The sequence below is a fragment of the Leucothrix mucor DSM 2157 genome (assembly GCF_000419525.1).
In the GTDB taxonomy this organism is placed as follows: Bacteria; Pseudomonadota; Gammaproteobacteria; order Thiotrichales; family Thiotrichaceae; genus Leucothrix; species Leucothrix mucor.
In genome coordinates this window covers 1,894,806-1,920,958 of the sequence record NZ_ATTE01000001.1, presented here as the reverse complement: position 1 = coordinate 1,920,958, position 26,153 = coordinate 1,894,806, and the positions used below count along the sequence as shown (strand labels likewise).

Below are 26,153 nucleotides of genomic sequence, written 5' to 3'. Positions count from 1 at the left end.
TACGAGGGAAGAATAAATTCAAGGCCGTTTTAACAATTGTTAAATTAACCCAGAGAAAATGAATCCTGTGTTATTTTATTTAGCATTACTGTAAGCTTGATAGTATGACTGAAGAATCCCAAATTTACCCTCTCGCAGGGCGTTTCAGAGGCTTTTTGCCGGTAGTGATTGACCTTGAAACCGGAGGTTTTAACCACAAAACAGATGCGCTATTAGAAATGGCGGCGGTATTTATCCGTCGAGACGCTAATGGCGACCTTTACCGTTGGAAAACGCTGAACTGGCACATAGAACCGTTTGAGGGGGCTAATATGGACCCCAAATCTCTGGAGGTAAACGGTATTGATCCGTTTCAGCCCTTCCGTCAACAAATAGCCGTTGATGAAAGTATTGCTATTAATCAGATGTTCAAAGCTACCCGCGAAGAAATCAAGTTAAATGAGTGTAACCGTGCGGTACTAGTGGGACATAATGCAGCATTTGACCTGAACTTTCTTAATGCAACAGTAGAACGTCTTAAGCAAAAGCGCAACCCGTTTCACCCATTTAGCACCTTTGATACCGTGACTTTAGCAGCCATGGCTTTTGAGCAAACGGTTTTAGCGCGTTCAGTGAAAAAAGCAGGCTTTGATTGGGATGGTACACAGGCGCATTCTGCCATGTATGATGCTGAAAAAACGGCCGACTTATTTTGCCATGTAATGAATAAATGGCGTCAATACGTACCTAGCTTAGAAGAATGAGTAATGCGTTCCAGCCTCTGGCCGATCGCATGCGGCCTGAACGGCTAGAAGACTATGCCGGCCAGTCTCATTTATTAGCGGCTGGCAAACCTTTGCGAGCGGCGATTGATCAGGATCATTTGCACTCCATGTTGTTTTGGGGGCCACCGGGCACCGGCAAAACAACACTGGCTCGTCTGATTGCAAACTACAGTGGTGCGGCCTTTCAAACACTCTCTGCCGTATTGTCTGGCGTTAAAGATATTCGTTTGGCGGTTGATAAAGCCCGACAACATTATGCGGATACTCAGCGGGCTTCCGTGTTATTTGTTGATGAAGTCCATCGCTTTAATAAGTCTCAGCAAGATGCTTTCTTGCCGCATATTGAGAATGGCACCTTTATTTTCATTGGTGCGACCACTGAAAACCCGTCTTTTGAATTAAATAATGCCTTGTTATCACGCTTGCGTACCTATGTGCTGCGGGCGCTAACGCCGGACGATATCCGTCAGGTTTTAAGCCGTGCCATTAACGATGAAGTGGTTGGCTTTGGTAAGTTAGGCCTGCAAGTGCCTGAAAAGGTGGTTGATAATATTTCAGTTGCCGCAGATGGTGATGCCAGAAGGGCGCTTAACTGGTTAGAAATTGCGGTCGATTTAGCCGAGCCGAATCCCGACGATGATGGCGTTATTATTTCAGAATCCGTCATTGCTGAATTAGCCACTGAGCGGCATAACCGCTTTGATAATAAGGGTGATGTCTTTTACGAACAGATCTCGGCTCTGCACAAGTCGGTGCGTGGTAGTAATCCTGATGGGGCTTTGTATTGGTTTTGCCGCATGTTGGATGGTGGTTGTGATCCTCATTATGTTGCACGCCGCATTGTGCGTATGGCGAGCGAAGAGGTCGGTAATGCCGATCCGCGTGCTCTATCGCTGGCATTGGATGCCTGGCAGACATTTGATCGCTTAGGGAGTCCTGAAGGAGAGTTGGCATTGGCTCAGGCGGTACTTTATCTTGCAGTTGCACCTAAAAGTAATGCCGCTTACATGGCTTACAATCATGCGAAAGATGATGCGGCTAAATCTGGCAGCCTCGAAGTCCCCATGCATTTACGTAATGCGCCCACACGTTTGATGAAGCAAATGGGCTTTAATGAGGGTTATCGTTATGCGCACAATGAAGACGATGCCTATGCTGCGGGTGAAACCTATTTACCCGATGCCTTGCAAGATCGCGTCTACTATCAGCCGGTTGCCCGTGGCCTTGAAATCAAGATCGGCGACAAGTTAAAAGCGCTTCGCGAAAAAGATAAGATTGCCCGCAAAAAATCCAGCTAGTTTAATCTAATGACTATGCTAAACTGCTTAAATAACTGATAGTCAAGACTTAATCATTGAGCGACAAGCGATGGCTGGCAGTATTCTGAAGGATATTTTGGGCAGGGAATAATTTGAGCATGCTATTAACGATTGGGATTTTGCTGGTTATTGTGGTGGCAGTCGCTACCGTTGCGTTTGTCATGTTTTTTAAGCGATCCACTAAAGAATTGGCCTTTGTTCGTACCGGCTTGGGTGGTGAAAAAGTATTCTCCGATAATGGAGGTTTCGTATTCCCCGTTCTGCATGACAAGATCAATGTGAACATGAGTACCCTGAAAATCATCATTTCACGGGGTGATGAGCAGTCCCTGATTACCAAGGACCGTACCCGAATTAATGTTAACTCTGAATTCTTTCTGCGTGTCGAACCGAATCACGAATCCATTGCCAGAGCGGCTCAGGCCTTGGGTCAGCGAACTTTGTATCCCGATCAATTGAAAGAGCAGGTTGAAGGTCGTTGCGTTGATGCCTTGCGCCGCGCTGCATCCGTGATGGATATGCAGGACATGCACGATAAGCGCAGTGAGTTTGGTCGCAACGTCGAAGAAGGTGTTAAGACGGATTTGGCTAAAATGGGTTTGATGCTGGAGTCGGTGGCACTGACACAGTTAAATCAGACTGATCTCAAATTCTTCAATACGGACAATGCCTTTGATGTACAGGGTCTGACGTATATCAAGCAGCAAATTGCAGATAACTTAAAGCGTCAGAATGAAGTTGAAAACAACAAGCTGATCGCCATTAAGCAAGGCGATTTAGAGGCGCATAACAAGCAGCTTGACATTGAAAAGCAGGAAGCTTTTGCGGACCAACAACAGCAAAAAGCGATTGAAGAAGCGAAGATCATTGTTGATCGGCAGATCGAAGAAGCCAGAATTCAAACCTCTATTGAGTTGCAGGAAGCGCGCCGTAAGGAAAGTCGGGCAAAAGCTGAGGCAGAGCGCTCCATCGCTGAGGCATGGATTGAAACGGATGAAGTTAAAGCCAAGGCTGCGACTAAGAAAGAAGAAATCACCACAGCTCAAGAGAAAGCACAGGCCGATCGGAACCGCTTGGTAGAAGTGATTAGTGCTGAGAAAGAAGCGGACCGTCAACGCATCTTTGCCATTGCGCATGCGGATGCGGAAGTGCGTGAAGCCGGTGCTGCGAAAGTGCGTTTTGAAGTGGAAGCTCAGGGTAAGACAGCACTTAACTTGGCGGCCAATCAGCTCTCTGATAAGCAGATTGCGATGCAGGTTAAAACTAAGATTGTTTCGCAGCTGCCTGAAATTATTCGCGAAAGTGTACGACCACTGGAGAATATCGAAGGCATTAAGATTATGCAGGTTGATGGCTTCTCGAATGTTGTCAGTCGTGGAGGCGGTGCGGGTGGTGCTTTACCACCGGGGTCTGGTGGTGGCAATGGTGGCGGTGGTAGTTTAGCTGATCAGGTGGTGGATAGTGCTTTGCGTTATCGTGCTCAAGCGCCAATGGTTGAGTCGCTGTTGAACGAAATCGGCCTCACTGGTACCGGTATTAAAGACCTGACTAAAAGCCTGCAACGTGAAATGAATCCCAAGAAGCATAATGGTGGTCAGGAACTTGGAAATGATGAAATCCCACCAGATGCTGATATGACCGGCTTGTATCGTTTTGGCGAGTCAGCTGACCATGAAGCGCCTGACGATAGTGCTCCAGAGCCAAAGCCGAAATCTGCAGGGAAGTCATCTAGCAACGACTAATTCAGGTAACACAATTTAAGTAGCTTGGCTGCCAAATACCCGTAGCAATGACGGTTGGCAGCTAGCAGTAGTTATTCACCAATTGTTTTACGTAAGTGCTTAACCATCTTTGAGTAAAAGTCCCGCCGATACAGCACCAGAATCACCCAGCTAATAACCAAGATAAAAACTAATGGATGAATAAACCAGCTAATCACTGACAGTGCATAGTAATAAGAGCGTACTCCATCATTAAAGTGCTGAGCGCCGAGTGTGCTTAGGCGGCTCATCAGTTTGGCAACGGCTTCATCCTGCTCACTTTTCTCGGCCTCATCATTGCTGACTGATGCCAGAATAACGGCACTGTAGGAGTGCTGCATCATCGACCAAGCGAATTTAAAAAACGCGTAGATAAAGATTACGATCATCAAAGCTAATTTCAGCTCGACCACACTGACTTCGGTTTTGATAACAAACGACAGCTGATTGAGCAGGGCGACGATTTCTTCTGATGCCGCGATGGCTGCAAACAAGCCGGCTGTAATAAATAGAGAGGTCGAGCAAAAGAACGTCACCACGGCAGATAATCCCATAATGACTTGTGAGTCCATAATGCGGTTATCGCGTTTTAGCATTGCCATTGCCCAGCGGTCCCGCCATCTGGCCATGACGGTCATCAGTGATTTTTCGTGGGTGTTGGCGTAGCGGCTATAGCCTAGCCAGCAGAATAAAAACCATACTAAGGCGACCCAATCTAATACTGATAAGGGGAGGTTTTCCAGAGCTTGCATAAAAGGCCTTTAATCGTCGCGGAGAATTCATCATAATGCGATGCTTTAAAATAATCACAGATAATGCCGATGATTGCTATAGCGGATCGTATTGCTAATGAACTGAATGTCCGAAGCCAGCAGGTTACTGCGGCGGTTACTTTGCTGGATGAGGGCGCTACCGTACCCTTTATTTCCCGTTACCGCAAAGAGGTTACCGGTGGCTTGGATGACAGTCAGATGCGGGCATTACAAGAACGCCTGACTTACTTGAGAGAGCTGGACTCCCGTCGCGATAGCATTCTTAAGCTGATTGATGAGCAGGGCAAGCTTTCTCCTACGCTAAAGCAAGAGATCATGGGGGCTGATAGTAAAACCCGTCTGGAAGATTTATACCTGCCGTATAAGCAAAAGCGCCGTACCAAAGGGCAGATTGCCATTGAAGCGGGCATTGAGCCATTAGCGGATATCTTGCTGGCGAACCCTAGCTTAGACCCGGTGCAGGAAGCAGCCAAATACTTTAATACCGGTGCCGACTATAAGCAGGCTTTTGAAGATGAAAAAGGCGTGCTGGAAGGTGCCAAATATGTATTGATGGAACGCTTTGCTGAAGAGCCAAATCTGGTCGGTGAGTTACGTGACTTCATGGGCCAACGCGGCGAACTAAAGTCGGTGGTGGTTACGGGTAAAGAGCAGGAAGCCGCCAAGTTTACGGATTATTTTGATAACACGGATAATTTAAGCAAAGTACCATCGCACCGTATTTTAGCCATGCTGCGCGGACGTAATGAAGGCTTTCTGCAGTTAAAAGTTGATGCACCGGAAGATGGCTCAGATATGCACCCTTGCGAATATCGCATTGCAAAGCGCTTTGATATTAGTCAGCAAGGACGTAAGGCGGATAGCTGGTTATCTGAAGTCGTGCGTTGGACTTGGAAAATTAAACTACAAATGAAGCTTGAAACTGAGCTACTGACTGAGCTTCGTCAAAAAGCCGAAGAAGAAGCCATTCAAGTATTCGGGAAGAACTTGAAAGACTTGTTATTGGCGGCTCCGGCTGGCCAGAAAGCAACTATGGGATTAGATCCTGGTTTGCGTACCGGTGTGAAAGTGGCTGTGGTCGATCATACTGGAAAGTATCTGGACTCTACCGCAATTTTTCCGCACCAGCCGCGTAATCAGTGGGATGCATCGATTGCAGAGCTAGCGAAAATGGCGGCTAAGCATGATGTGCATTTAGTGGCGATTGGAAATGGTACCGCGTCCAGAGAAACAGATCGCTTGTGTGCTGATCTGATGAAGAAGCATCCTGAGCTCGGTTTGCAAAAGATTATTGTTAGTGAGGCGGGTGCATCGGTTTATTCGGCGTCTGAGTTGGCTTCCAAAGAATTCCCTGAGCTGGATGTGACGATTCGGGGAGCAATCTCCATTGCTCGTCGTTTACAGGACCCACTGGCAGAGTTAGTTAAAATCGATCCTAAGTCGATCGGTGTGGGTCAGTATCAGCATGATGTTAATCAGGCGCAATTGGCTCGCAATCTGGACTCAGTGGTTGAGGATTGTGTAAACCTTGTTGGTGTCGAGGCGAATACCGCATCAGCGGCGTTGTTAAGTCGGGTTGCTGGTTTGAATCAGACCATTGCGCAGAATATTGTGAATTACCGTGATGAGCATGGCGTATTCACGAATCGTAAACAGCTCATGAAAGTACCACGCTTGGGTGAGAAATCCTTTGAGCAGGCCGCTGGTTTTATCCGCATTCGCAACTCTGATAACCCGTTGGATTCCTCGGCAGTGCATCCGGAGTCTTATAGTGTGGTTGAGCGCATGCTGAAAGATACTAATACGGATATTCGTCAGTTGATTGGCAACACCGCACAACTGAAATCCATTCAACCTGAGCGTTATATTGATGAGCGTTTTGGTTTACCGACGGTGAATGACATTATTGCCGAGCTGGATAAACCGGGTCGTGATCCGCGCCCTGAGTTTAAGGCGGCGACCTTTAAAGAGGGTGTTGAGAAGTTATCAGACCTTAAGCTGGGAATGGTTCTGGAAGGCACGGTAAGCAACGTAACGCACTTTGGTGCTTTCGTGGATATTGGCGTGCATCAGGATGGTTTGGTGCATATTTCAGCGTTGTCCGATACTTTTGTTAAAGATCCGCATCAGGTGGTTAATGCTGGGCAAATCGTTAAGGTTAAAGTCATGGAAGTGGATGAGGCACGTAAGCGAATTGCGTTAACCATGCGCCTTGATGATCCGATGGAAAAGCCGGAAGGCGGTAAACCTGCTGCCAATCGTGGTGGGCAAAAGCCTGATAATCGTGGCAAAAGCCGTCAGCCTGCTAAGCCGAAAATAGTGAAGGAATCTGCGCCGATTAATAATGCGTTTGCGGACGCTTTCGCTAAGGCAAAGAATAATAAATAATTTGCTGGTTTGGCAACGCTAGAAACCAAAAAGGGATAATTCATAGTGCTGAATTATCCCTTTTTTTTTGCTTGTTGGTTATTGTCTTAAGTGCTTTGCGGCCGTTTAGAGACTTACTTTACTTTAGGAAATATTAAATTTCATAAGGTGGTGTGGCAGAGGTCGCTGGCTTGTGCGCCGCGCAACACTAGTAATAATCAGAGTGCTTCAATAAATTGCCTAATACGTTGAGCTGCCTCAATACATTCCGCAGGCGTAGCAACCAATGCCAGTCGAATGCGGTTTTGGCCTGGGTTAACGCCATTCACTTCTCGTGATAGGTAGCTGCCGGGAACCACATTCAAATGCTGCTGCTCATAAATATCACGGGTAAAAGTGACGTCATCAATCGGTGTTTTCGCCCACAGGTAAAAACTGGCTTGCGGCGTCGGAATATCCATTACCGGCGATAAAATCTTGAGTACGGCATCAAATTTATCGCGGTACAAATTACGATTTTCCAATACATGACTTTCATCTTGCCAAGCCACCACACTCGTTAGCTGAGCCGTCAGTGGCATCGCGCAGCCATGGTAAGTGCGGTACAGCAAAAATGCTTTTAGGATCTCTGCATCGCCAGCCACAAAGCCTGAGCGTAAGCCGGGAGCATTGGAACGCTTTGATAAGCTGTGGAAGACAACGCAGCGCTTATAATCGGTATTACCCACGCTGGCGGCAACTTCTAATAAGCCAGTTGGTGGATTGGCTTCATCCAGATAAATTTCAGAGTAGCACTCGTCTGAGGCAATGATAAAATCATATTTTTCAGCTAGTTCTAGCAGCTTTTTGATTTCACTAGCTGGAGTTAGGGCGCCAGTTGGGTTGCCAGGGGTGCAAAGGAAAAAGATCTGGCAGTCTTGCCAAGTCTGTTCACTAATCGCATCTAAATCTGGCAGAAAGTTGTTTTCCTCAAGGCAGGGCAGGTAAACAGGCTCTGCGCCGGCTAATAAGGTCGCGCCTTCATAGATCTGATAGAAGGGGTTAGGCATTAGCACTTTAGCATTGGGTTTGCGCTCAACAATGCATTGGGTGAAGGCAAATAAAGCCTCACGGGTGCCATTGACCGGTAGCACCTGAGTTTCTGGGTTTACTCCATTGGTAGGCAGCTTAAAGCGCTTAACGAGCCAGTCAGCGATTGCCTGGCGTAATTCAGGAACACCTTTAGTACTTGGGTAAACAGCTAGCTTATCCGCATGGTCACGAACACCGTTCAAGATAATTTCTGGCGTTGGGTGTTTAGGCTCACCAATCGATAAAGACAGTGGTGTTAGCGCTGGATTCGGCTGAACCTGCTGCTTGAGTAGGGCGATTTTTTCAAAGGGGTATGGCTGAAGCCGTTGAAGATCTGAGTTCATAGCAGTAGGCAGTTGATAAAAAGAAAAGTATACCGTATCTGTCTGCTGATTTACCCAAAAAAAGTGCCGCAAGCAGCGGCACTTTGTTGAGCGTTGGGTTTAAACGAATGGGATCGTTTTATGGCCCTGCCAAGGGTGGTGATTTTGCTGCCACCAGCGTTGACAAATTGTTGCGTAAACCTGTCGGAAGTCAGTCGTGTGCGCAACGTTCCCATTGGCATCCAGCTTTCCAAGGTCAGGGTGTCGGCCATATAAGCCGCCACGTACGCGTCCACCCATAATTAGCTGAGAGGAGGCGGTGCCGTGATCGGTACCACCACCACGATTCTCGCCGATACGACGGCCAAATTCGGAATAGGTTACGACTAATACATCATCCCACAAGCCTTTGGCTTTCATGGTGTTAGCAAACGCCGCTAAGCCTTTGCCGACATGATGCATCACATTGTTATGACGACCAACCTGTCCGGAGTGTGTATCAAAGCCATCTTGGGTAACTTTATAAACCGGAGAGTCGATGCCCGCGATAATCATCTGGGCAACTGACTCCAAGCTATGTCCAAGTACACCTTTAGCTCGGCGATTGGGTTTTTGACGCAAGTTACGCATCATCTTGCTGCGTAACTGATAACCAACGTCATACAGCTGGTGCTGTGTTCTGGTTAAATGCGCCAGTGCTGCGGTGGAATTTACGGGGATTATATCTTCTATTTGACTAGACTGATTCACAAACATCCGCGGGCTTTGCATGCTCACACTGTTGAGCTTGCTGCTGCCTAATGGGCCTAAGCTAGAGCCATCGGGGCTCACGCAAATGCCGTGCAGTCCATCTTTATAACGTGGTAGTATTTGTGATAACCAGCCGTCTTCCAGGATTTGATTGGCATTGGAGCCAGTGTCCCAGATATCCATTGAGCGGAAGTGTGACAGGACTGGAGAGGGGTAACCGACACCCTGTATCCACGCCATCTGACCACGATTCCAATATGGCATTAAATCTTTTAAGTGAGGGTGTAAGCCCATCTCTTTTTCCAGCTTGAGTACCTTGCGCTCATCCAAGCGAATGGTTGGACGTTGCTCCCGGTATGCTGGGTCGGTATACGGTACTAAGGTATTAAACCCATCGTTACCCCCTTTAAGCTCAACGAATACCACGATTCTTTGTCGTGCAGGACGTTGTGCAAAAGCCATTTCCGGCATGATGCCTGCTGCAGAAATTAAGCTGGAATATTGTAAAAACTCTCTACGATCCATTGTGTTTACCCCGGCCGTTAGTTTACTTGAAATGCTGGATCCAGAACCAAAGCACGCACCAGACGCTGACGTCCGGGTTGGGTTGGTAATGGGTTGAGCGGGTTAACCGGTAGCAGCCATTGCACCAGTTCTTCATCGCTACAGTCAGGCATTTTGTCGATTAAGCGGCCATCATGACTTTGGCGAAGGTTGCCACGAGTCAGGTTGGTTAGAATACCGTTACGGCGCATGAGTGACTGGGTACTGATCCAGTTTTCTCCACCTTTCCAGCCTTTAACGCTAGGGTGTGCAAATAACGATTGCCCCATTAGTGCCAAGTTGTGCGACAAATCGCTGCGTTGCAGGCGATAAGGTAGCGTTCGCATCGTGCCGACAGTTAGCTCAATGGGTGATTTAATTAAGCCACCCATATTACTTGGGTGCCAAAACGGGTCACTACTGAGTACGGCCATTAATAGTGCGCTAATGTCGTAGTTAGACTGACGAAATATTTGAGCCCACTTGCGAGTATAGCCTTGGTTAGGGCGGGTAACACTAATGAACTCACTCCACATTTTTTCAGCAATGGTTTCTGCTGTGCGTGGGTGTTGTAACAAAATCTTTAAGATATCATCGCCGGTAAATGCGCCGCGCTTACCCATAAAGGTTTTAATACCGTTATCATGGCGCTCAGGGCGGTTGATGAATTTTCCGGTGCGATCATCGATGCCCCAGCCAGTAAAGGCTCTGGCGGCTTCTTTGATATCGCGCTCGGTGTAGTACTGCGTTCCACCTAGGGTGAATAACTCCAGTACTTCACGAGCAAAATTTTCGTTTGGATCTTCTTTAACGTTCTTATAACCATCTAAGTAGACCAGCATGGCGGGGTCTTTAGCGACCGCGAATAGCATTTGCCCGTAGTTACCCAGTGCGTGGCGACGTAGCATGACATTCTGCTCGTAAAGCACGCTTGGTTGTTTGGTCTGGTCGATAGATGATGGAAAGTGATTGTGCCAAAACAGCGTCATTCGCTCTAAGAATGGTGTTTTGGTCGTTAGCATGTGATTAACCCACCAAGTCTGAATCACGGCACCTTCTTTTTTGGACATGCGCTGCATATTACGCTGGCGACTCATCGAGTTGCGGTTAGCAATCGTTTTTGCCCAAGGTGTAGTGCGTGGTGCTGGTGGTAAGTTGTAATTTACGTATCTTAAAACATGAATAACAGCTTCTTGTAAGCTTAAATTTTTATACCGCTGAATCATGTCCCATTCTGCGCCAATACCGGTTCTTGAGACCAGGTGGCGGGCTCTGATAGGTCCTAGCTTCCCCATTATACTAATACTCGCATTATTTTAGTTATTGCAGGTTGTGACAATAACATTTTCATTTGGTTCACGTGGAATATAGATAAATTTGCGTTGCGTTACTAATTCACTATTTAACAAGTGCTGATCAAACAAATCTATGACGACCAAAAACCATTGATAATTATTGGCCATTAAACTTAGATTAAGGTTTGTATGTTGCCTTAAGAAACAGATACATACCTTTTGTTTGGTGATATTTATTAAACGTCTCTGTTAATAGCGAGTTGATGCTACCAATAATTAATGGTTTTTTCCGTTACGGTACGTAAAAATTTGATTAATATATGTTAATCTCGCCCACAAAATAATGTGCATATCAAGGACGACTCATGCAACAACCATTAGCTAACGGCATTTTTATAGACAAACGGTTTAACATACAAAAGCAGCTGGCCGATAATCTTTGTAATTATTGCTATCTTGCATTAGATACCACGCAGGACGATCGCTCGGTAGTTTTATCGTTTCCTAAAACTGAATTGTTGATTATTCCCGGATTTAATGCCGCATTTAAAGATGCTTGGGAGCATTTATCCCGCGCTCGTTTAAATGGAATGGTTAAAATAATTGGGGGTGGTATATATGAGTCACATCCGTATGCAATATTACAACACACTAATCACCCAACACTGCTGCAATTAGTTAAAGAAGCGGGTGGTGAGCAGCCCCCGGAAACCGTTTTGAATTGGGCAACGCCGTTGGCGGTTATCCTTGATGAATTGCATCAAGCGGATTATGTGCATAGCCATATACGTCCTGACTCAGTACAAATAGGCTCTCAGCAGCAAATTATTATCGGTGATTTTATTACTGAATTTGCTTTGCAGCGTTTAGGAAAGTTTAAGGACGCATTAACAACGCTTAATGCCTCGGATTATTTATCGCCTGAATTTATTAAAAGTAATTACTCGGGTAGTTATGACCAATATCTTTTGGCGACGCTTATTTATTGGGCTTTATCCGGTAAAGCACCTTTTGCTTCAGATTTGGGTGAAGATTACCGGATGCGGGTGGCAACCACGCGTGTTCCGTCGTTGCCGGTCACTCAGGCTTATTCGCAATTGTTTGTTGATGTTTTAGATCAGGCATTGGAAAGAAACCCAACAAAGCGCTTTGCCCATTGCCGTGAGTTTGTGAATAGTTTGCAGACTGCTTTGCAAGCTGAGCCATCGGTAGAACCAGAACCTGTCGGCCAGAAAGCTGTTGCTTCTGAACAGCCTGCTCAGCCAAAACAAGCTAAGTCACCGTTAGTTGGTATGAAGGCGGTGGCTATTGAGACGGTATCTGAAAGGCCCAAAGCGAATCCATCGAAAGCAGCAGCGTTGAGTGATGAAGCCATTATTGCTGAGCGAGCTTATCAAGAGCCTGCAGAGAAGACGGGCAAGAAGCATCTCTTATGGTGGCTGGTTGTGTTAGTTGGTGTTGCTGGTACGGCGTATACAATGCTTAATTCACATGATGCGGATCAGATTACTGCTAATAGTACGCGTAATGCCGAACCTGCTGCTGTGGAATCTCAGTCAGGAGAAGTTGGGTCAGTAGGTGTTGCGGAACAGAGTGTTTCAACTGGCTCTATTGCAGAAGTTACTGAGGTAGGTGCTACTTCATCTAGCTCTGATTCTGCTTCAGTTGACTCAGCGCCGGGTGATGTTGTTGCTGATTCTGTAGTAGATGCTAGCGAGGAGTCTGCAGATCAAGCTATTGATTCAGCGTCTGCGTCAGTGGGTACTGCTTCGGATACCAGTGAAGCCACAGAAACATCAGATTTAAATAGTAATGCTGTACTGCAATCCGAAGATCCCGTTGCTGATCCGGAGCAACTTTCCGTTAATTCACTTGAGTCAGAAGCTAGTCAAGAGAGTGGGTCAACTCAAAGCAGCACCGAAGCCTTTTTATCAGAATCAGCTGACCCTGATCAAGTGGCGGATTCTAGCCCTGATAGCTCAGGCCTAGAGGCTCAGGTTGCTTCAGGCTCGGAGGCTAATGAAGTGGTTACCGCAGAGAATGATCAGGCGGTTGATAATGAAGCTTCGCAAGAGCCAACGGTGGTCGATACCCGTGTTAATGCAGCAAGGCCTGAGTGGGAAGAGCAGTTATTAGCTTCCGAAATTGCAGCAGCGCAGGCTTTAATTAATGAGGTAAGTGCTCCGGCAGTTACTGGCAGTGCAGAGAGTAATGGTGCTAATACATCGCCTCAAAATACCCAAAGCACAACACCAGTGGCTCCTGCTGTGACTCCATCGCCAGTAGGGGCGACCACTCAGTCGCAGTCTCGTTCAAGAAATACCGCACAGTCGTCGGTTTCCAATCAGGCTGTCACTACGGCACAATCTACATCAAACACGAATGCATCAGCTCAAAGTTCACCACAAACCGAGCGCGAGCGAATCCGTGCCATCAAGGCTCGGGAGTTGGCTCGCATAAAAGCCATTACCGATGACTGTGTGATTGGTGGGAAAATGCATCGAGAAGCAGCTGTGGGTAATTTAGCGTATGTGAAAAACTGTATGTCAGTTGGTGTAAGCCCTGATATTACGCAAAGCAACCGTTGGACTGTGTTACACATTGCTGCTCGAAGTGGATACCTAAACATGGCTAAACTATTAGTGGCCCAAGGCGCTCAAGTGAATGCAAAAGCGGCTGATGGTAGTACGCCTCTGGATATGGCTATTGCTGCCAGACATCCTAGTTTAGAAAGATTTATTCTTTCCCGTGGCGGTGTACGCTCCAATTAATTAGATCCTGGACTGCTAAATTTGGTATTTGAGTTAAACTATTGAAAGATTAGCTAACTGCTAACGTGGCGGGGAGCTTAATAGTACCAATTGCTGATACTTAATTTAGCTAAATCACAAGTATAAAAAAGCCCGGTTTCTGAGTGATCAGGCCGGGCTTTTTTATTGCTTCAAATACCTTGCAGATACTTGTTACATCGTTTCGATCTTAACCAGCTGCTGCTGAAGTTGGTCCAGTGCTGCTTGCTGGGTTTCTGCTTGCTGGCGAACCTGAGCAACCACATTTTCCGGAGCCTTATCCGTAAAGGCAGGATTATTCAGACGGCCTAAAACACCTTGCAGTGCTTTATTGATCTTCTCGATTTCACGGGTCAGGCGAGCTGTTTCAGCCGCTTTATCGATCAAGCCTGCCAATGGAATCAGAATTTGCATTTCACCAACAAGGGCCGTTGCAGATTCTGGTGCTGCTTCATCAGTGGCTAACCATTGCACTGACTCTACTTTTGCCAGAGACAGAATTTCACGCTCGCATTGTGTGTATTGCTTCTGGTCCTGCTCGGTCCAGTTGCTAATCAATACGGGTAGCGCTTTGCCCGGCTTAATATCCATTTCAGAGCGAATCTTGCGAATGCCGACAATGAATTCTTGAGCCCATTCCAGATCGTGCTGTGCTTGCAAGTCGATTAGCGCCGGATCAGCAACAGGGTAGCCCTGTAGCATGATAGTGTCTTTATCGATTTCCAGTAGTGGTTTAATAGACTGCCAAATCTCTTCCGTAATATACGGCATGATTGGGTGCAGCAGGCGCAGTAAGGATTCAAACACGCTAACTAAGGTATGACGTGTGCCATGCTTAGCCGCTTCACCTACATCATCCGCAAACAGCACTGGCTTTGAAAGCTCCAGATACCAATCGCAATACTCATGCCAGGTGAACTCGTAAAGTGCTTTGGCTGCTAAATCGAAGCGGTAGGTATCAAAGTGCCCGGCAACTTCGGTCGCAGTGTGCTGTAAACGAGAAACAATCCAGCGATCAGCCTGAGAAAGTTCGCGTGCAGGATTATGCAGTCCGATATCTTTTTCATCAGTTTGCATTTGCACATAGCGAGCGGCATTCCACAGCTTGTTACAGAAGTTGCGGTAACCTTCGATGCGCTGTAAATCAAAACGAACATCGCGGCCCGTCGTCGCCAGTGCGGCAAACGAAAAGCGCAGAGCATCCGTTCCGAACGCTGGAATTCCATCAGGGAATTGGCGTTCAGTGGCTTTGGCGATGCTTTGCTTTTTGTGATCCTGCATCAGGTTGCTGGTGCGCTTTTCCAGTAGATCAGGTAGCGAGATGCCATCGATAACATCCAATGGATCGATTACATTACCTTTGGATTTGGACATTTTCTGTCCTTCGGCATCACGTACCAATCCGTGGATATACACTTCATGGAAGGGCACTTCGCCATCCATAAACTTCAGACCAAACATAATCATCCGGGCAACCCAGAAGAAAATGATGTCAAAGCCAGTCACCAATACATTGGTTGGGTACCAAGTTTTCAGCGCTTCAGTTTGTGACGGCCAGCCTAAAGTAGAGAATGGCCATAGGGCAGAGGAGAACCACGTGTCCAGTACGTCATCATCCTGACGTAACGCAATGTCAGCGGCCAGATTGTATTTGCTGCGAACGATCTCAGCAGTTTTACCGACATAAACTTTGCCATCATCGGCATACCACGCCGGGATGCGGTGTCCCCACCACAGTTGACGAGAAATACACCAGTCCTGAATGTCATTCATCCAGCTGTAGTACATATTCTTGTAGCTGTCGGGTACAAAGCGAATGCGGCCGGACTCAACTGCTTCAATCGCAGGCTTAGCCAGTGGTGCAATTTTCACATACCACTGATCAGTCATATAAGGCTCAACAACTGTGCCGGAACGATCACCACGCGGAACCATCAACGTATGATCTTTGATTTCTTCCAGTAAGCCCAGCTTATCTAAATCAGCAACAATGACTTTACGTGCATCAAAGCGATCTAAACCTTGATAGGCTTCAGGTGCCTTTTCATTAATCTGTGCACTGTCATTGAAAATATTGATCATTTCCAGTGAGTGACGTTTACCCACTTCATAGTCATTGAAGTCGTGAGCAGGGGTGATCTTTACGCAACCTGTACCTTTTTCAGGGTCGGCATAATCATCGCCTACAATCGGAATCAATCGACCCACTAATGGCAGTTTTACATGCTTGCCAATCAGGTGCTGATAACGAGGATCCTCTGGGTGGACAGCTACGGCCGTATCGCCGAGCATCGTCTCCGGACGTGTCGTGGCAACAATTAGGTATTCTTCAGTAGCATTGCCTTGATCATCAGCTAAAGGATAGCGGAAGTGCCACATGTGGCCAGCTTCTTCTTCATTTAGCACTTCAAGGTCAGAGAGGGCTGTGTGTAATACGGTATCCCAGTTAACCAAACGCTTACCGCGATAGATTAAGCCTTCATCGTACAGGCGCTCGAATACATCACCAACGGCTTCTGAAAGCCCTTCATCCATGGTGAAGCGCTCACGCGACCAGTCAGGTGAGGCACCTAAGCGACGTAGCTGATTGGTAATCGTGCCACCAGATTCTTCTTTCCACTCCCACACCTTCTCAACAAAGGCTTCACGACCCAAGTCATGGCGTGTTTGGCCTGCGGCATTTAGTTGACGCTCGACTACCATTTGAGTGGCGATACCCGCATGGTCGGTACCTGGCTGCCAAAGCGTTTGATCACCTTTCATGCGGTGATAACGAATCAGCGAATCCATAATGGTATCTTGGAATGCGTGACCCATGTGCAAAGTTCCGGTCACATTCGGTGGCGGAATCATAATGCAGTAGGGGTTACCGTCACCCGTTGGTTTGAAATAGCCCTGTGCTTCCCAGTGCTTATACCAACGTTGCTCAATTGCTTGCGGGTTATACGTTTTATCCATGCGAATATTATGTAGTCTGGTCTTGAAAGGGAGAAATTATAGCCCGAATCAAGGCCAGACGTCAGTGCTTATTCTCACTTCAAATTGAGGATGACAATTTTATTGAATGGCTTTGTTTTTAGAGATTAGATTGATTGCCTGGTTACCAGCGATTATGACAAGCCTTTATCGTCAGTCGGTGGTTTTCTGGGGCTGCCTTTAATGCGCTGCGCCTGGGGTGTTTTACCACGATTGGCTTCGGCACGAATGGCATAGGCACGACTTTGCGAGCCCATGGTATCTTGTCCAATGGCAGATTCTAGTTCATCAATACGCAAATTGAGCGCATCTACATAATTATTAGCTTGTGAATTTGCACGATCATTGGCTTGTTGCCGGAGTCGGGGGTTTCCGGGCACAACCAGATCAGAAATCACAGGAATATGAGCAGATGCTTTCGACGGGGGATTCGACATCTTAACAACTTCCTTACAGTTGGTAGTACTTGAGAGTATACCCCCGATCTCGATAATAGGCATATCTTTTGCGACCATCGGTCAATATCTCGGGGGACTGATCAATAATTTCGCCCATTTTCGCAAATCTCGAAAAAAATCCGGGCTGGTCATTAGAGATATTTATTAAGTAGTCGCAGTGCTCTAAAGGTTCATAATCGTGGGCGATCGTGACCTTCTCCTGCTTCACATTTTCGATCAATGCGTGAGGAATAAAGCTGGAAGGGTGCCAGGTCCAGAGTAGATCATCCAGCTGGCGTGACGTAGCTAAAGAGTCTGTATGCACGTGCACATGCAGACCCTTGTCGTGAGCTTTTTGGATCAGTCGACAGGCTACCAACAGCCTGTCGCGCAATCCTTCTTGCTTACTGACGTAAAAACTAATTTCTGTCATTAAGCCTGATCAATCAGAAATTGTGTCAGCAATGGAACCGGACGGCCCGTTGCATCTTTGCCAGTCCAAGCGGTACCGGCAACATCCAAGTGCGCCCAGCGATAGTCTTTAGTGAAGTGACTCAGGAAACAGGCCGCAGTAATAGTACCTGCTGCCGGACCACCGATATTACCAAGATCAGCATGTGCACTTTTCAGTAGCTTCTTATAAGACGCGTGTAGCGGTAACTGCCATGCCGTATCACCAATCGTTCTGCCGGATTTAAGGATATCGTCTGCCAGTTCCTGATCATTGGCAAGCAGGGCGCAGATGTCACGGCCTAGTGCTACGATGCAAGCGCCGGTCAGTGTCGCGATATCAATCACGAGCTTCGGCTTGTATTTGCCAACATAAGTCAGTGCATCACACAACACCAAGCGACCTTCCGCATCAGTATTTAAGACTTCGATGGTGGTGCCAGACATAGATTTAACGATGTCGCCAGGGCGAGTAGCACGAGCGCTTGGCATATTCTCAACTGCACCGATGACACCGACGACGTTGATTGCCAGCTTCATTTCAGCACAAGCTTTTACTGAGCCAAACACACTCGCCGCGCCGCCCATGTCGAACTTCATCTCGTCCATGTTCAAGCCAGGCTTTAATGAAATACCGCCCGTATCAAAGGTCACGCCTTTACCCACTAGAGCGATAGGTGCTTGATCATCTGCTGCGCCATTGTACTTCAAGACGATTAGTTTAGCTGGCTGGTCGCTACCTAGGCTAACGGACAATAAAGAGCCCATGCCCAGCGTTTCCATATCGGCTTCTTCTAAGATCTCAACGCTTAAGTTTTCAAATTGAGTTCCCAGATCTTTGGCCGCTTCTGCCAAGTAGGTTGGGTGGCAAATGTTGCCTGGCTGATTCGATAGGTCACGAGCGAATGCACTACCTGCTGCAATCCCTTCGGCTTGTACCAGAGTCCCGCTAGCATCTGCAACCGCGGCCGTGAATGCAATAACCAAGCCTTGCTTTAATGGTGCTTCATTATTTTCAGTTTTGTGTACAGTGAACTGGTAGCGTGCATCTGCCGCACTCAGAATGCTTTGCATGACAACGGCATCCGCCTGATCAGCAAACTCATCGCCTAAGTACGACACAATGACTTCAATGTTTTTGTTAGCCAGTTTGCTCATGGCCGCTTTAACTGCATCACCCAGTTTAAACACATCAAACTCAGCTTTATCGCCACAGCCGACCAGTAAAGTGCGCTTGCACTGAAGGCCTGCCACGTCATACAGCATCAGTGATTCATCAGTTTTACCCGTGAAGTCACCATATTCCAGAAAGGCTTTGATTGCGCCGTTGCTTGCTTTATTCGCCACTTCTGCGGCTGCAGAAAGCGTGTTGTCGGCATATACGGCTAATAGTAAGCAGTCTCCCTCAGCCTGATTGACGGGAAGGTTGCTTTTAAAAGAGTTGTTCATTGGGCTTCCTGTTGTGTTGTTGTGCGTGGGCGTTATTTTGCCACGCTTTCCGCCGTCATTGCTATTTGTACGATGGCGAATAGATTATTGAGCATATGTAAAATAATAGGGACATAGAGCGACTTGCTGGCGACGCGGGAGATAGCGAGCACAGTGCCGAGTAAGAACACAAAGATCAGTTCAAACGAGCCATATTGCTGGTGGATAATAGCCCACAGTGCCGAGCTCATGACTATAGCGCCACCGGTTCCCAATGTGCTGTTACGCAGGCCGGTAAAGATAAACCCACGAAATAGTAGCTCTTCAAAAATGGGCGCGACTACTGCAATTGCAAAAACCAGTAAAAGCACATTATCGCAGGACTGCCAGACTTGTAGCATAAAGTCTGATTGCTCGTGCGAAATCAACCAAGTCATCAAGGTAAAGGCCAGCGTAATTGCCACGACGACTAAAAACCAGTTGAATAGATCGCGCTTTAAAAATGGCTCCAGCCCAAAATAGGGCTTAACTGGAATCCCTCGCAGAAAGACAAGCAAAACCAGCATCGCGCCAGCAATCAGTCCACCAAAAATCTCAGATAGACTGACCACCATGGCATCATACTGCAAGCCAATTAGGAGCTCGGTACGGTCAGCATCCGGCTGCTTGAGCATTTGTGCTTCAGCAAAGTTAACCAGTACGGAGTACTGTATAAAGCCCAAGACCAGCACGACCAAAAATGATAGCCATAGCGTCTGTGCCACACCAATCGTCTTTGGAGAAGTTTGCGGTTCCATTATCTTATATCAATCAGGTAAGAGTGAGAGGCTTTGTCATGCCAAGCCTGCTTGTCTTTGTCGATTAATGACCACAGGTATCCTGCGCCGAGTGGCACCCAGCTGACGATCGAGTAGCAGAAACGTAAAAAAGCCTGTCCCCAAGAAATAGTCATACCATCTTGGCGAATCAGTTTGACTTTCCAAGCACGCATACCCAATGTTTGGCCGCCATGAATCCAAAACCAAGCAAAGAATAGATAAGCCAGTAGCACCAGATAAACAAAAAACACTTTAGCGGCAATGCTGCCGGCGGGCACATTTTCAAGGCCCATTGCTAACATCATGCCTTTCATGCTGAGCATGCCAGCAACAAACAAAAACGATACCACCAACATGGAGTCGTAAAAAATCGCGCCGATGCGTCTTAAAAAGCTCGCTGGCAAATAGCCTGTAGTACTCATGTGCGTGGCTTGCCCTCTAAAAAGTTGCGTAACATATCGTGACCGTGTTCGCTGAGGATGGACTCCGGATGAAATTGTACGCCTTCGATATCCAGCGTTTTATGACGAAGTCCCATGATCTCGTCAATCGAGCCATCTTCGTTTTCAGTCCATGCGGTGATTTCCAGGCAATCCGGAAAGCTTTCATGCTCAACAACCAGTGAGTGGTAGCGGGTAGCAACGAACGGGTTGCTCAGGCCAGAAAATACACCCACACCGGTATGGTGAATAGGCGAAGCTTTACCATGCATGATTTGTTTCGCACGAATCACCTTGCCGCCGAACGCTTGGCCAATGGCTTGATGACCAAGGCACACGCCAAATAACGGCAGCTTGCCAGCAAACTCATCAATGGTATCCAGCAGAATACCGGCTTCAGATGGCGTGCAAGGGCCGGGTGATAGCATAATGCGCTCCGGCTGCATGTCATGAATTTCCTGCAATGTCACTTGATCGTTACGGCGTACCACAACATCCGCGCCCAGTTCGCCTAAGTACTGAACCAGGTTGTAGGTGAATGAATCATAGTTATCTAGCATTAGAATCATTTTAATGTACTCCCTTGTCCAAGCCTTTATTTAACTCGGCGACTGCGCTGATAATGGCTCGCGCTTTGTTCATGGTTTCATCCCATTCAGACTGCGGTACGGAGTCATAAACGATACCGGCACCCGCCTGAATGTGTAGCTGCTTATCTTTGATTACTGCGGTGCGAATAGCGATCGCAGTATCCATATTGCCATTCCAAGAGAGATAGCCAACTGCACCAGAATAGATGCCGCGCTTAATGGGCTCTAACTCATTGATGATTTGCATCGCGCGTACTTTAGGTGCACCACTTACGGTACCGGCAGGGAAGGTCGCACGCAGTACATCCATCGCGCTCATTTCAGGGTTCAGTTTGCCGCAGACATTGGAAACGATGTGCATAACGTGAGAGTAACGCTCTACGCACATGTTTTCAGTGAGCTCAACCGTACCAATTTGACTGACGCGACCAGCATCATTGCGGCCTAAGTCAATGAGCATCAAGTGTTCGGCAAGCTCCTTTGGATCGCTTAGTAGCTCTTCTTCAAGGCGCTTGTCGTGTGCTTCATCAGCGCCACGGCGGCGAGTTCCGGCAATTGGACGCACGGTGACTTCTTCATCTTCCAGTCGAACCAGAATTTCCGGTGACGAGCCAACAATCTGGAAATCGCCCAGTTGCAGGAAGTACATGTATGGGGAAGGATTCAGGCTACGTAGCGTACGATATAAGTCGAGTGGTGATGCGGTAAACGGAATCGTCAGGCGTTGAGAAATGACCACCTGCATGACATCGCCTTCGCAAATGTATTCGCGTGCATCGCTCACTGCTTGTTTAAAGTCCTCTTCCGGGAATGAAGAAATAAAGTCAGACTCTTTGGTCGCCACTTCATCCGGAATATGATCCAGTGGATAGCTTAGTGGCTCACGTAATTTTTCATGCAGCGCTTGTAGGCGTGCTTGGGCAGTGTCATAGCCATCGGCATCCGCATGTACAACCAGATAGAGTTTGCCGCCAAGGTTATCAAATACCACCACTTCTTCAGATACCATAAGTAGGATATCGGGTGTGTCAATTGTGTCGGCTTTTTTCAGATCTGCAAGTTTAGGCTCGATATAGCCAATAGTTTCATAGCCAAAGTAACCCACTAAGCCGCCAGTAAAGCGAGGCAGCTCAGGTACTTCAGGGACTTTGAATTCGGCTTGCAGGGTCTCAATCCAATCCAGAGGGTCGGCAACTTCAAACTGCTCGCTGACGGTGTCATTCAGGCGAATTTCAACCTGATGGTCGCGAATATGGATCGTCTTTTGAGTGGGTAAGCCGATAATGGAATAACGACCCCATTTTTCACCGCCCTGAACAGATTCAAACAAATAGCTGTATTGGCCATCTGCTAGCTTGAGATAGGTGCTTAGTGGGGTGTCCAAATCCGCCAGAACTTCACGGATTAATGGAATGCGATTAAAGCCCTGCGCGATGTAGGACTGAAAAGTCTCTCTTTTCATGAATATAAACCTGTTGAAGCAATTAAATAGGTAAAAAAGCTAATCTAAAAGAAGCTTCACCATCGCCAATGTTTGTACAGATTTAATCTCATGTTATGGGTTTCCTGTTGTATGTCATGAGTCTAACGTTTCCCAATCATTATGTCACGTATCAAGCAGTTCAGATTTTGGCTAGTGCCAGTTGCTCGCGGAAGGCTTTGCAAATAGAGTCGTAGTGGTTCGGATCGTCTTTATTGGCCGCGCCGAAAATAGCTGAGCCAGCCACAAACGTGTCCGCACCTGCTGCTTTAATTTCAGCAATATTGTTGGCTTTAACGCCACCATCGACTTCCAAACGAATATCATAACCAGAGTCATCAATCAGCTTTCTGGCTTGTGCCAGTTTGACCAGAGTGGAGGGGATAAATGATTGACCGCCAAAGCCAGGGTTAACTGACATTAAAAGGATTAGGTCAACTTTATCCATCACATATTCCAGCACATCGAGGGAGGTAGCCGGATTGAATACTAAACCTGCTTTACAGCCATGATCTTTGATCAGTTGCAGGCTGCGGTCGATGTGCTCGGAGCTTTCAGGGTGGAAGGAGATGTAGCTGGCACCCGCATTAGCAAAATCAGGGATAATCCGGTCAACGGGCTTTACCATTAAATGCACATCAATGTCTGCAGTAACGCCATGCTTGCGTAAAGCCTCACAAACCAAGGGGCCAATGGTCAGGTTAGGCACGTAATGGTTGTCCATTACATCAAAATGCACCATATCCGCACCGGATCGCAGTACGTTATCAACTTCCTCGCCCAGTCGTGCAAAGTCCGCAGAAAGAATGGATGGGGAGATACTGTCGCTTTGTCGTGCCATGGCAAATCCGTGATGATATTTGAGAAACGGCTAATGTACTCGAAATCGACGTTTATTGCATCGCTGAAAACAAAAAAGGCAGCCACTTGGGCTGCCTCTGTGCATTTTATGTTGAGTTGGGTTTAGAAGGTTTGCATCTCAATACCCAGACTCATAGTAGTCACATCGCTATCACGACCATCGCTGGTAGTAACGCCGGTGATGTTTTCCCACTCGGCACGAATTTTCATGTTTTCGTTTAGCGCGACTTTAGCGCCGAAGCCATAGCTCATGCCAAAACCGCTGTCATCGCCATCGGAATTGTCGCTGCTCCAACTAGCAATACCGACTTTACCTAGCGCTTCAACGGAGTCATTGATTTGATATTTACCAACGCCGCTCAGGGATAGGGCAGACATTTCAGCTGTTTCAGTGGACTCAGACGTTGTGCGATTGATATCGCCAAGGCTGTGATACGTGACTTCAGCATCCAGCATTGAATTGATTTTGTAGCCACCGTAGACTTTCCAGGAAGTGTCTTCGCCATTACAGCTTTCAGCCGTGCCACAGAAACCGTCTGCTTCAGATTGGCCAAATGCGCCACCGAAGAATACATCTTCAAAAAACTCGCCGCCGTTAGTAGACGCGTTATCGATGAATTCAGCATGGGCAGGCATAGCTGCAACCGCAGAGAATAATACAGTGACTAAACCGATTTTATTAATAGTTTTCATAGTCGGGGATTCCAATTTGTAGGGGTTCTTTTTATTTTTGATTACCAGTTTACCAGCACTGGATTTTACCAGAGATTAAATAGTAGCCACTACCTTTGGAGTCTGTAAATAAACAGTCGACCAGCGGAGTCACCGCTAGTCTGGTATTACATTAGCGCTTGCTCCTTGAGCTTGGTGATCTCATCACGAGTATTCGCCGCTTCCTCAAATTCCAGATTTTTAGCATGCTCAAACATCTTCTTTTCTAGCTGAGCAACCAGCTTAAGCGCCTTGTCTGGGGTGAGTGATTTGTACTCTGTGGTATCTTCGGCGACTTTGCGAGGCTGCTGTCCACGTTTGGTTGAGCGGCCTTGGCTGTAAGCGCCTTCCATAATGTCAGCAATGCGTTTAACGATGGTTTTCGGCGTAATATTATTAAGCTTATTGTGTATTAGCTGCTTAGAACGACGGCGCTCGGTTTCATCTAGTGCGGCTTGCATAGAGCGGGTAGTGCGATCGGCGTATAGAATGGCCCGACCTTCAATATTACGCGCGGCTCGTCCAATGGTTTGGATTAAAGATCGCTCAGAGCGCAGGAAGCCTTCTTTGTCGGCATCCAGAATCGCCACCAAGCTAACTTCTGGCATATCCAAGCCTTCACGTAATAAGTTGATGCCGACTAGGGCATCAAACTCACCCAGTCGTAAATCTCGGATAATTTCAACGCGCTCCACCGTATCAATGTCGGAGTGCAGATAACGGACTTTAATGCCATGCTCCATCAGATAGTCTGTGAGATCTTCTGCCATTCGCTTGGTTAGCGTAGTGATCAATACCCGCTCGTTCTTGGCAGCCCGAATATTGATTTCTGACATCACATCATCAACTTGCGAGGCAACCGGGCGGATTTCTACGGTTGGGTCAATCAATCCCGTTGGGCGCACCACCTGTTCGGCTACATTATCTGAGTGTTGCTTTTCATATTCTCCGGGTGTGGCGGAGACATGAATGGTTTGTGGAATAATGCGTTCAAACTCATCAAAGCGTAGCGGGCGATTATCAAGTGCTGAAGGAAGTCTGAAGCCATATTCGACCAAATTGTTTTTACGCGAGCGGTCACCTTTATACATAGCCCCGATTTGTGGCACCGTGGCATGCGACTCATCAATAACAACTAAGGAGTGTGGTGGAAGGTAGTCAAATAAACACGGTGGTGCTGCCCCTGCAGGTCTTCCGGATAGATAGCGCGAATAGTTCTCGATACCAGAGCAATAGCCAACTTCCATAATCATTTCAATGTCGTATAGCGTACGCTCTTGCAGGCGTTGGGCTTCCACCAAACGACCATTCGTATTTAGTACTTCGAGACGCTCGCGTAATTCATCTCGAATTTTCTCAACAGCTTCCAGCAAGGTATCGCGGGGGGTTACGTAGTGTGTTTTCGGGTAGATGGTTAAGCGGGGTACTTTTCGCAATACTTCACCAGTTAACGGGTCGAAATAGCTCAGTTGCTCAATTTCATCATCAAACAATTCAATGCGCACCGCTTCGATTTCAGAATCCGCCGGATGCACGTCGATCACCTCACCACGCACCCGGTAAGTACCGCGCGATAATTCAAGGTCATTACGAGTGTATTGGAGTTCAGCTAATCGTCGTAACACGCTGCGCTGGTCGATATGTTCACCACGATCCAAGTGCAGCATCATCTTTAGATAGGATTCCGGATTACCCAAGCCATAGATCGCCGATACGGTGGCGACGATAATAACGTCCTTGCGCTCAATAAGGGCCTTGGTGGCTGATAAACGCATTTGCTCGATATGATCATTAATCGAGGCATCTTTTTCGATATAAACACCGGAGGCGGGTACATAGGCCTCTGGCTGGTAATAGTCATAGTAAGAGACGAAATATTCCACTGAGTTATTAGGGAAAAACTCTTTCATCTCGCCATATAGCTGAGCGGCCAGCGTTTTGTTGTGGGCCATTAAGATGGTCGGGCGCTGAGTCTGCTCGATAATATTGGCGATGGTAAAAGTCTTTCCCGAGCCCGTTACGCCTAGCAGTGTTTGATGCAGCAAGCCATCATTCAGGCCCTCGACTAATGAGGCAATAGCTGTTGGTTGGTCACCGGCTGGTTGATAGCTTGTGTGGAGCTTAAACTGTGTTGACATAGGCGTAGTGGGTGCAGCTCATGCTTTCGTCGGAAACCGCATGGCCGTCTCAATCCTTATGATAGTATGA

At 47.3% G+C, this 26,153-nt stretch carries 20 protein-coding genes; 5 read left to right on the top strand and 15 right to left on the bottom strand.

Features of this window, described 5'->3' with window-relative positions:
• Positions 1-104: 104 nt before the first annotated feature.
• The 3 genes from rnt to LEUMU_RS25225 all read left to right on the top strand — a co-directional run bounded on the left by rnt (position 105) and on the right by LEUMU_RS25225 (position 3,825).
• Positions 105-743 (top strand): ribonuclease T, encoded by a 639-nt coding sequence (gene rnt / locus LEUMU_RS0108520; protein ID WP_022951867.1) that lies wholly within the window; start codon positions 105-107, stop codon positions 741-743.
• Positions 740-2,062 carry a replication-associated recombination protein A gene (locus LEUMU_RS0108515; RefSeq protein WP_022951866.1) on the top strand — a complete coding sequence of 441 codons (1,323 nt, stop codon included), beginning with the start codon at positions 740-742 and terminating at the stop codon, positions 2,060-2,062. Before rnt ends, LEUMU_RS0108515 begins: the two co-directional genes overlap by 4 nt.
• A gap of 119 nt (positions 2,063-2,181) precedes the next feature.
• The gene (locus LEUMU_RS25225; RefSeq protein WP_051155993.1) at positions 2,182-3,825 is read left to right on the top strand and encodes a flotillin family protein; all 1,644 of its coding nucleotides are present in this window, start codon (positions 2,182-2,184) and stop codon (positions 3,823-3,825) included.
• Positions 3,826-3,896: 71 nt separating this feature from the next.
• Here the strand turns inward: LEUMU_RS25225 and LEUMU_RS25220 are convergent, their stop codons facing one another.
• Positions 3,897-4,595 carry a DUF599 domain-containing protein gene (locus LEUMU_RS25220; RefSeq protein WP_022951864.1) on the bottom strand — a complete coding sequence of 233 codons (699 nt, stop codon included), beginning with the start codon at positions 4,593-4,595 and terminating at the stop codon, positions 3,897-3,899.
• 69 nt (positions 4,596-4,664) lie between these two features.
• Between LEUMU_RS25220 and LEUMU_RS0108500 the strand changes: the two genes are divergently transcribed.
• Positions 4,665-7,004, top strand: a complete 2,340-nt coding sequence (locus LEUMU_RS0108500) for a Tex family protein (RefSeq protein ID WP_022951863.1) — start codon at positions 4,665-4,667, stop codon at positions 7,002-7,004.
• 197 nt (positions 7,005-7,201) lie between these two features.
• On the opposite strand, the gene dapC is transcribed toward LEUMU_RS0108500, so the two are convergent.
• From dapC to LEUMU_RS0108485, 3 genes are all read right to left on the bottom strand, one after another.
• Entirely contained in the window at positions 7,202-8,398 is a 1,197-nt protein-coding gene (dapC, locus tag LEUMU_RS0108495; RefSeq protein WP_022951862.1) for a succinyldiaminopimelate transaminase, read from the bottom strand.
• A 99-nt stretch (positions 8,399-8,497) separates the two neighbouring features.
• The gene (locus LEUMU_RS0108490; RefSeq protein ID WP_022951861.1) at positions 8,498-9,652 is read right to left on the bottom strand and encodes a DUF1501 domain-containing protein; all 1,155 of its coding nucleotides are present in this window, start codon (positions 9,650-9,652) and stop codon (positions 8,498-8,500) included.
• Between the two features lie 17 nt (positions 9,653-9,669).
• Positions 9,670-10,965: a DUF1800 domain-containing protein gene (locus LEUMU_RS0108485; protein WP_026744604.1), complete on the bottom strand. Its 1,296-nt coding sequence runs from the start codon at positions 10,963-10,965 to the stop codon at positions 9,670-9,672.
• 365 nt (positions 10,966-11,330) lie between these two features.
• Here LEUMU_RS0108485 and LEUMU_RS0108475 point away from each other — a divergent pair, with 365 nt between their 5' ends.
• Positions 11,331-13,736, top strand: coding sequence for an ankyrin repeat domain-containing protein (locus LEUMU_RS0108475; protein WP_022951858.1), 2,406 nt, complete (start codon positions 11,331-11,333; stop codon positions 13,734-13,736).
• Positions 13,737-13,928: 192 nt separating this feature from the next.
• Here LEUMU_RS0108475 and LEUMU_RS0108470 read toward each other — a convergent pair whose 3' ends face one another.
• The 11 genes from LEUMU_RS0108470 to uvrB all read right to left on the bottom strand — a co-directional run bounded on the left by LEUMU_RS0108470 (position 13,929) and on the right by uvrB (position 26,083).
• A complete protein-coding gene (locus LEUMU_RS0108470) occupies positions 13,929-16,712 on the bottom strand; it encodes a valine--tRNA ligase (protein ID WP_022951857.1) in 2,784 nt (927 codons plus the stop codon).
• A gap of 152 nt (positions 16,713-16,864) precedes the next feature.
• A complete protein-coding gene (locus LEUMU_RS25215) occupies positions 16,865-17,167 on the bottom strand; it encodes a hypothetical protein (protein ID WP_022951856.1) in 303 nt (100 codons plus the stop codon).
• Between the two features lie 13 nt (positions 17,168-17,180).
• A complete protein-coding gene (locus LEUMU_RS0108460) occupies positions 17,181-17,600 on the bottom strand; it encodes a DNA polymerase III subunit chi (RefSeq protein WP_022951855.1) in 420 nt (139 codons plus the stop codon).
• A complete protein-coding gene (locus LEUMU_RS0108455; RefSeq protein ID WP_022951854.1) occupies positions 17,600-19,066 on the bottom strand; it encodes a leucyl aminopeptidase in 1,467 nt (488 codons plus the stop codon). Before LEUMU_RS0108455 ends, LEUMU_RS0108460 begins: the two co-directional genes overlap by 1 nt.
• Before the next feature lie 32 nt (positions 19,067-19,098).
• Positions 19,099-19,842 carry a CPBP family intramembrane glutamic endopeptidase gene (locus LEUMU_RS27855; protein WP_022951853.1) on the bottom strand — a complete coding sequence of 248 codons (744 nt, stop codon included), beginning with the start codon at positions 19,840-19,842 and terminating at the stop codon, positions 19,099-19,101.
• Positions 19,842-20,285: an RDD family protein gene (locus LEUMU_RS0108445; RefSeq protein WP_022951852.1), complete on the bottom strand. Its 444-nt coding sequence runs from the start codon at positions 20,283-20,285 to the stop codon at positions 19,842-19,844. Before LEUMU_RS0108445 ends, LEUMU_RS27855 begins: the two co-directional genes overlap by 1 nt.
• Entirely contained in the window at positions 20,282-20,872 is a 591-nt protein-coding gene (locus tag LEUMU_RS0108440; RefSeq protein WP_022951851.1) for an anthranilate synthase component II, read from the bottom strand. Before LEUMU_RS0108440 ends, LEUMU_RS0108445 begins: the two co-directional genes overlap by 4 nt.
• A gap of 1 nt (position 20,873) precedes the next feature.
• Positions 20,874-22,355, bottom strand: coding sequence for an anthranilate synthase component I (trpE, locus tag LEUMU_RS0108435; RefSeq protein WP_022951850.1), 1,482 nt, complete (start codon positions 22,353-22,355; stop codon positions 20,874-20,876).
• Between the two features lie 160 nt (positions 22,356-22,515).
• The gene (rpe, locus tag LEUMU_RS0108430; RefSeq protein WP_022951849.1) at positions 22,516-23,214 is read right to left on the bottom strand and encodes a ribulose-phosphate 3-epimerase; all 699 of its coding nucleotides are present in this window, start codon (positions 23,212-23,214) and stop codon (positions 22,516-22,518) included.
• Positions 23,215-23,336: 122 nt separating this feature from the next.
• The gene (locus tag LEUMU_RS27850) at positions 23,337-23,927 is read right to left on the bottom strand and encodes an outer membrane beta-barrel protein (protein WP_022951848.1); all 591 of its coding nucleotides are present in this window, start codon (positions 23,925-23,927) and stop codon (positions 23,337-23,339) included.
• Positions 23,928-24,073: 146 nt separating this feature from the next.
• Positions 24,074-26,083 carry an excinuclease ABC subunit UvrB gene (gene uvrB / locus LEUMU_RS0108420; RefSeq protein ID WP_022951847.1) on the bottom strand — a complete coding sequence of 670 codons (2,010 nt, stop codon included), beginning with the start codon at positions 26,081-26,083 and terminating at the stop codon, positions 24,074-24,076.
• Positions 26,084-26,153: the final 70 nt, after the last annotated feature.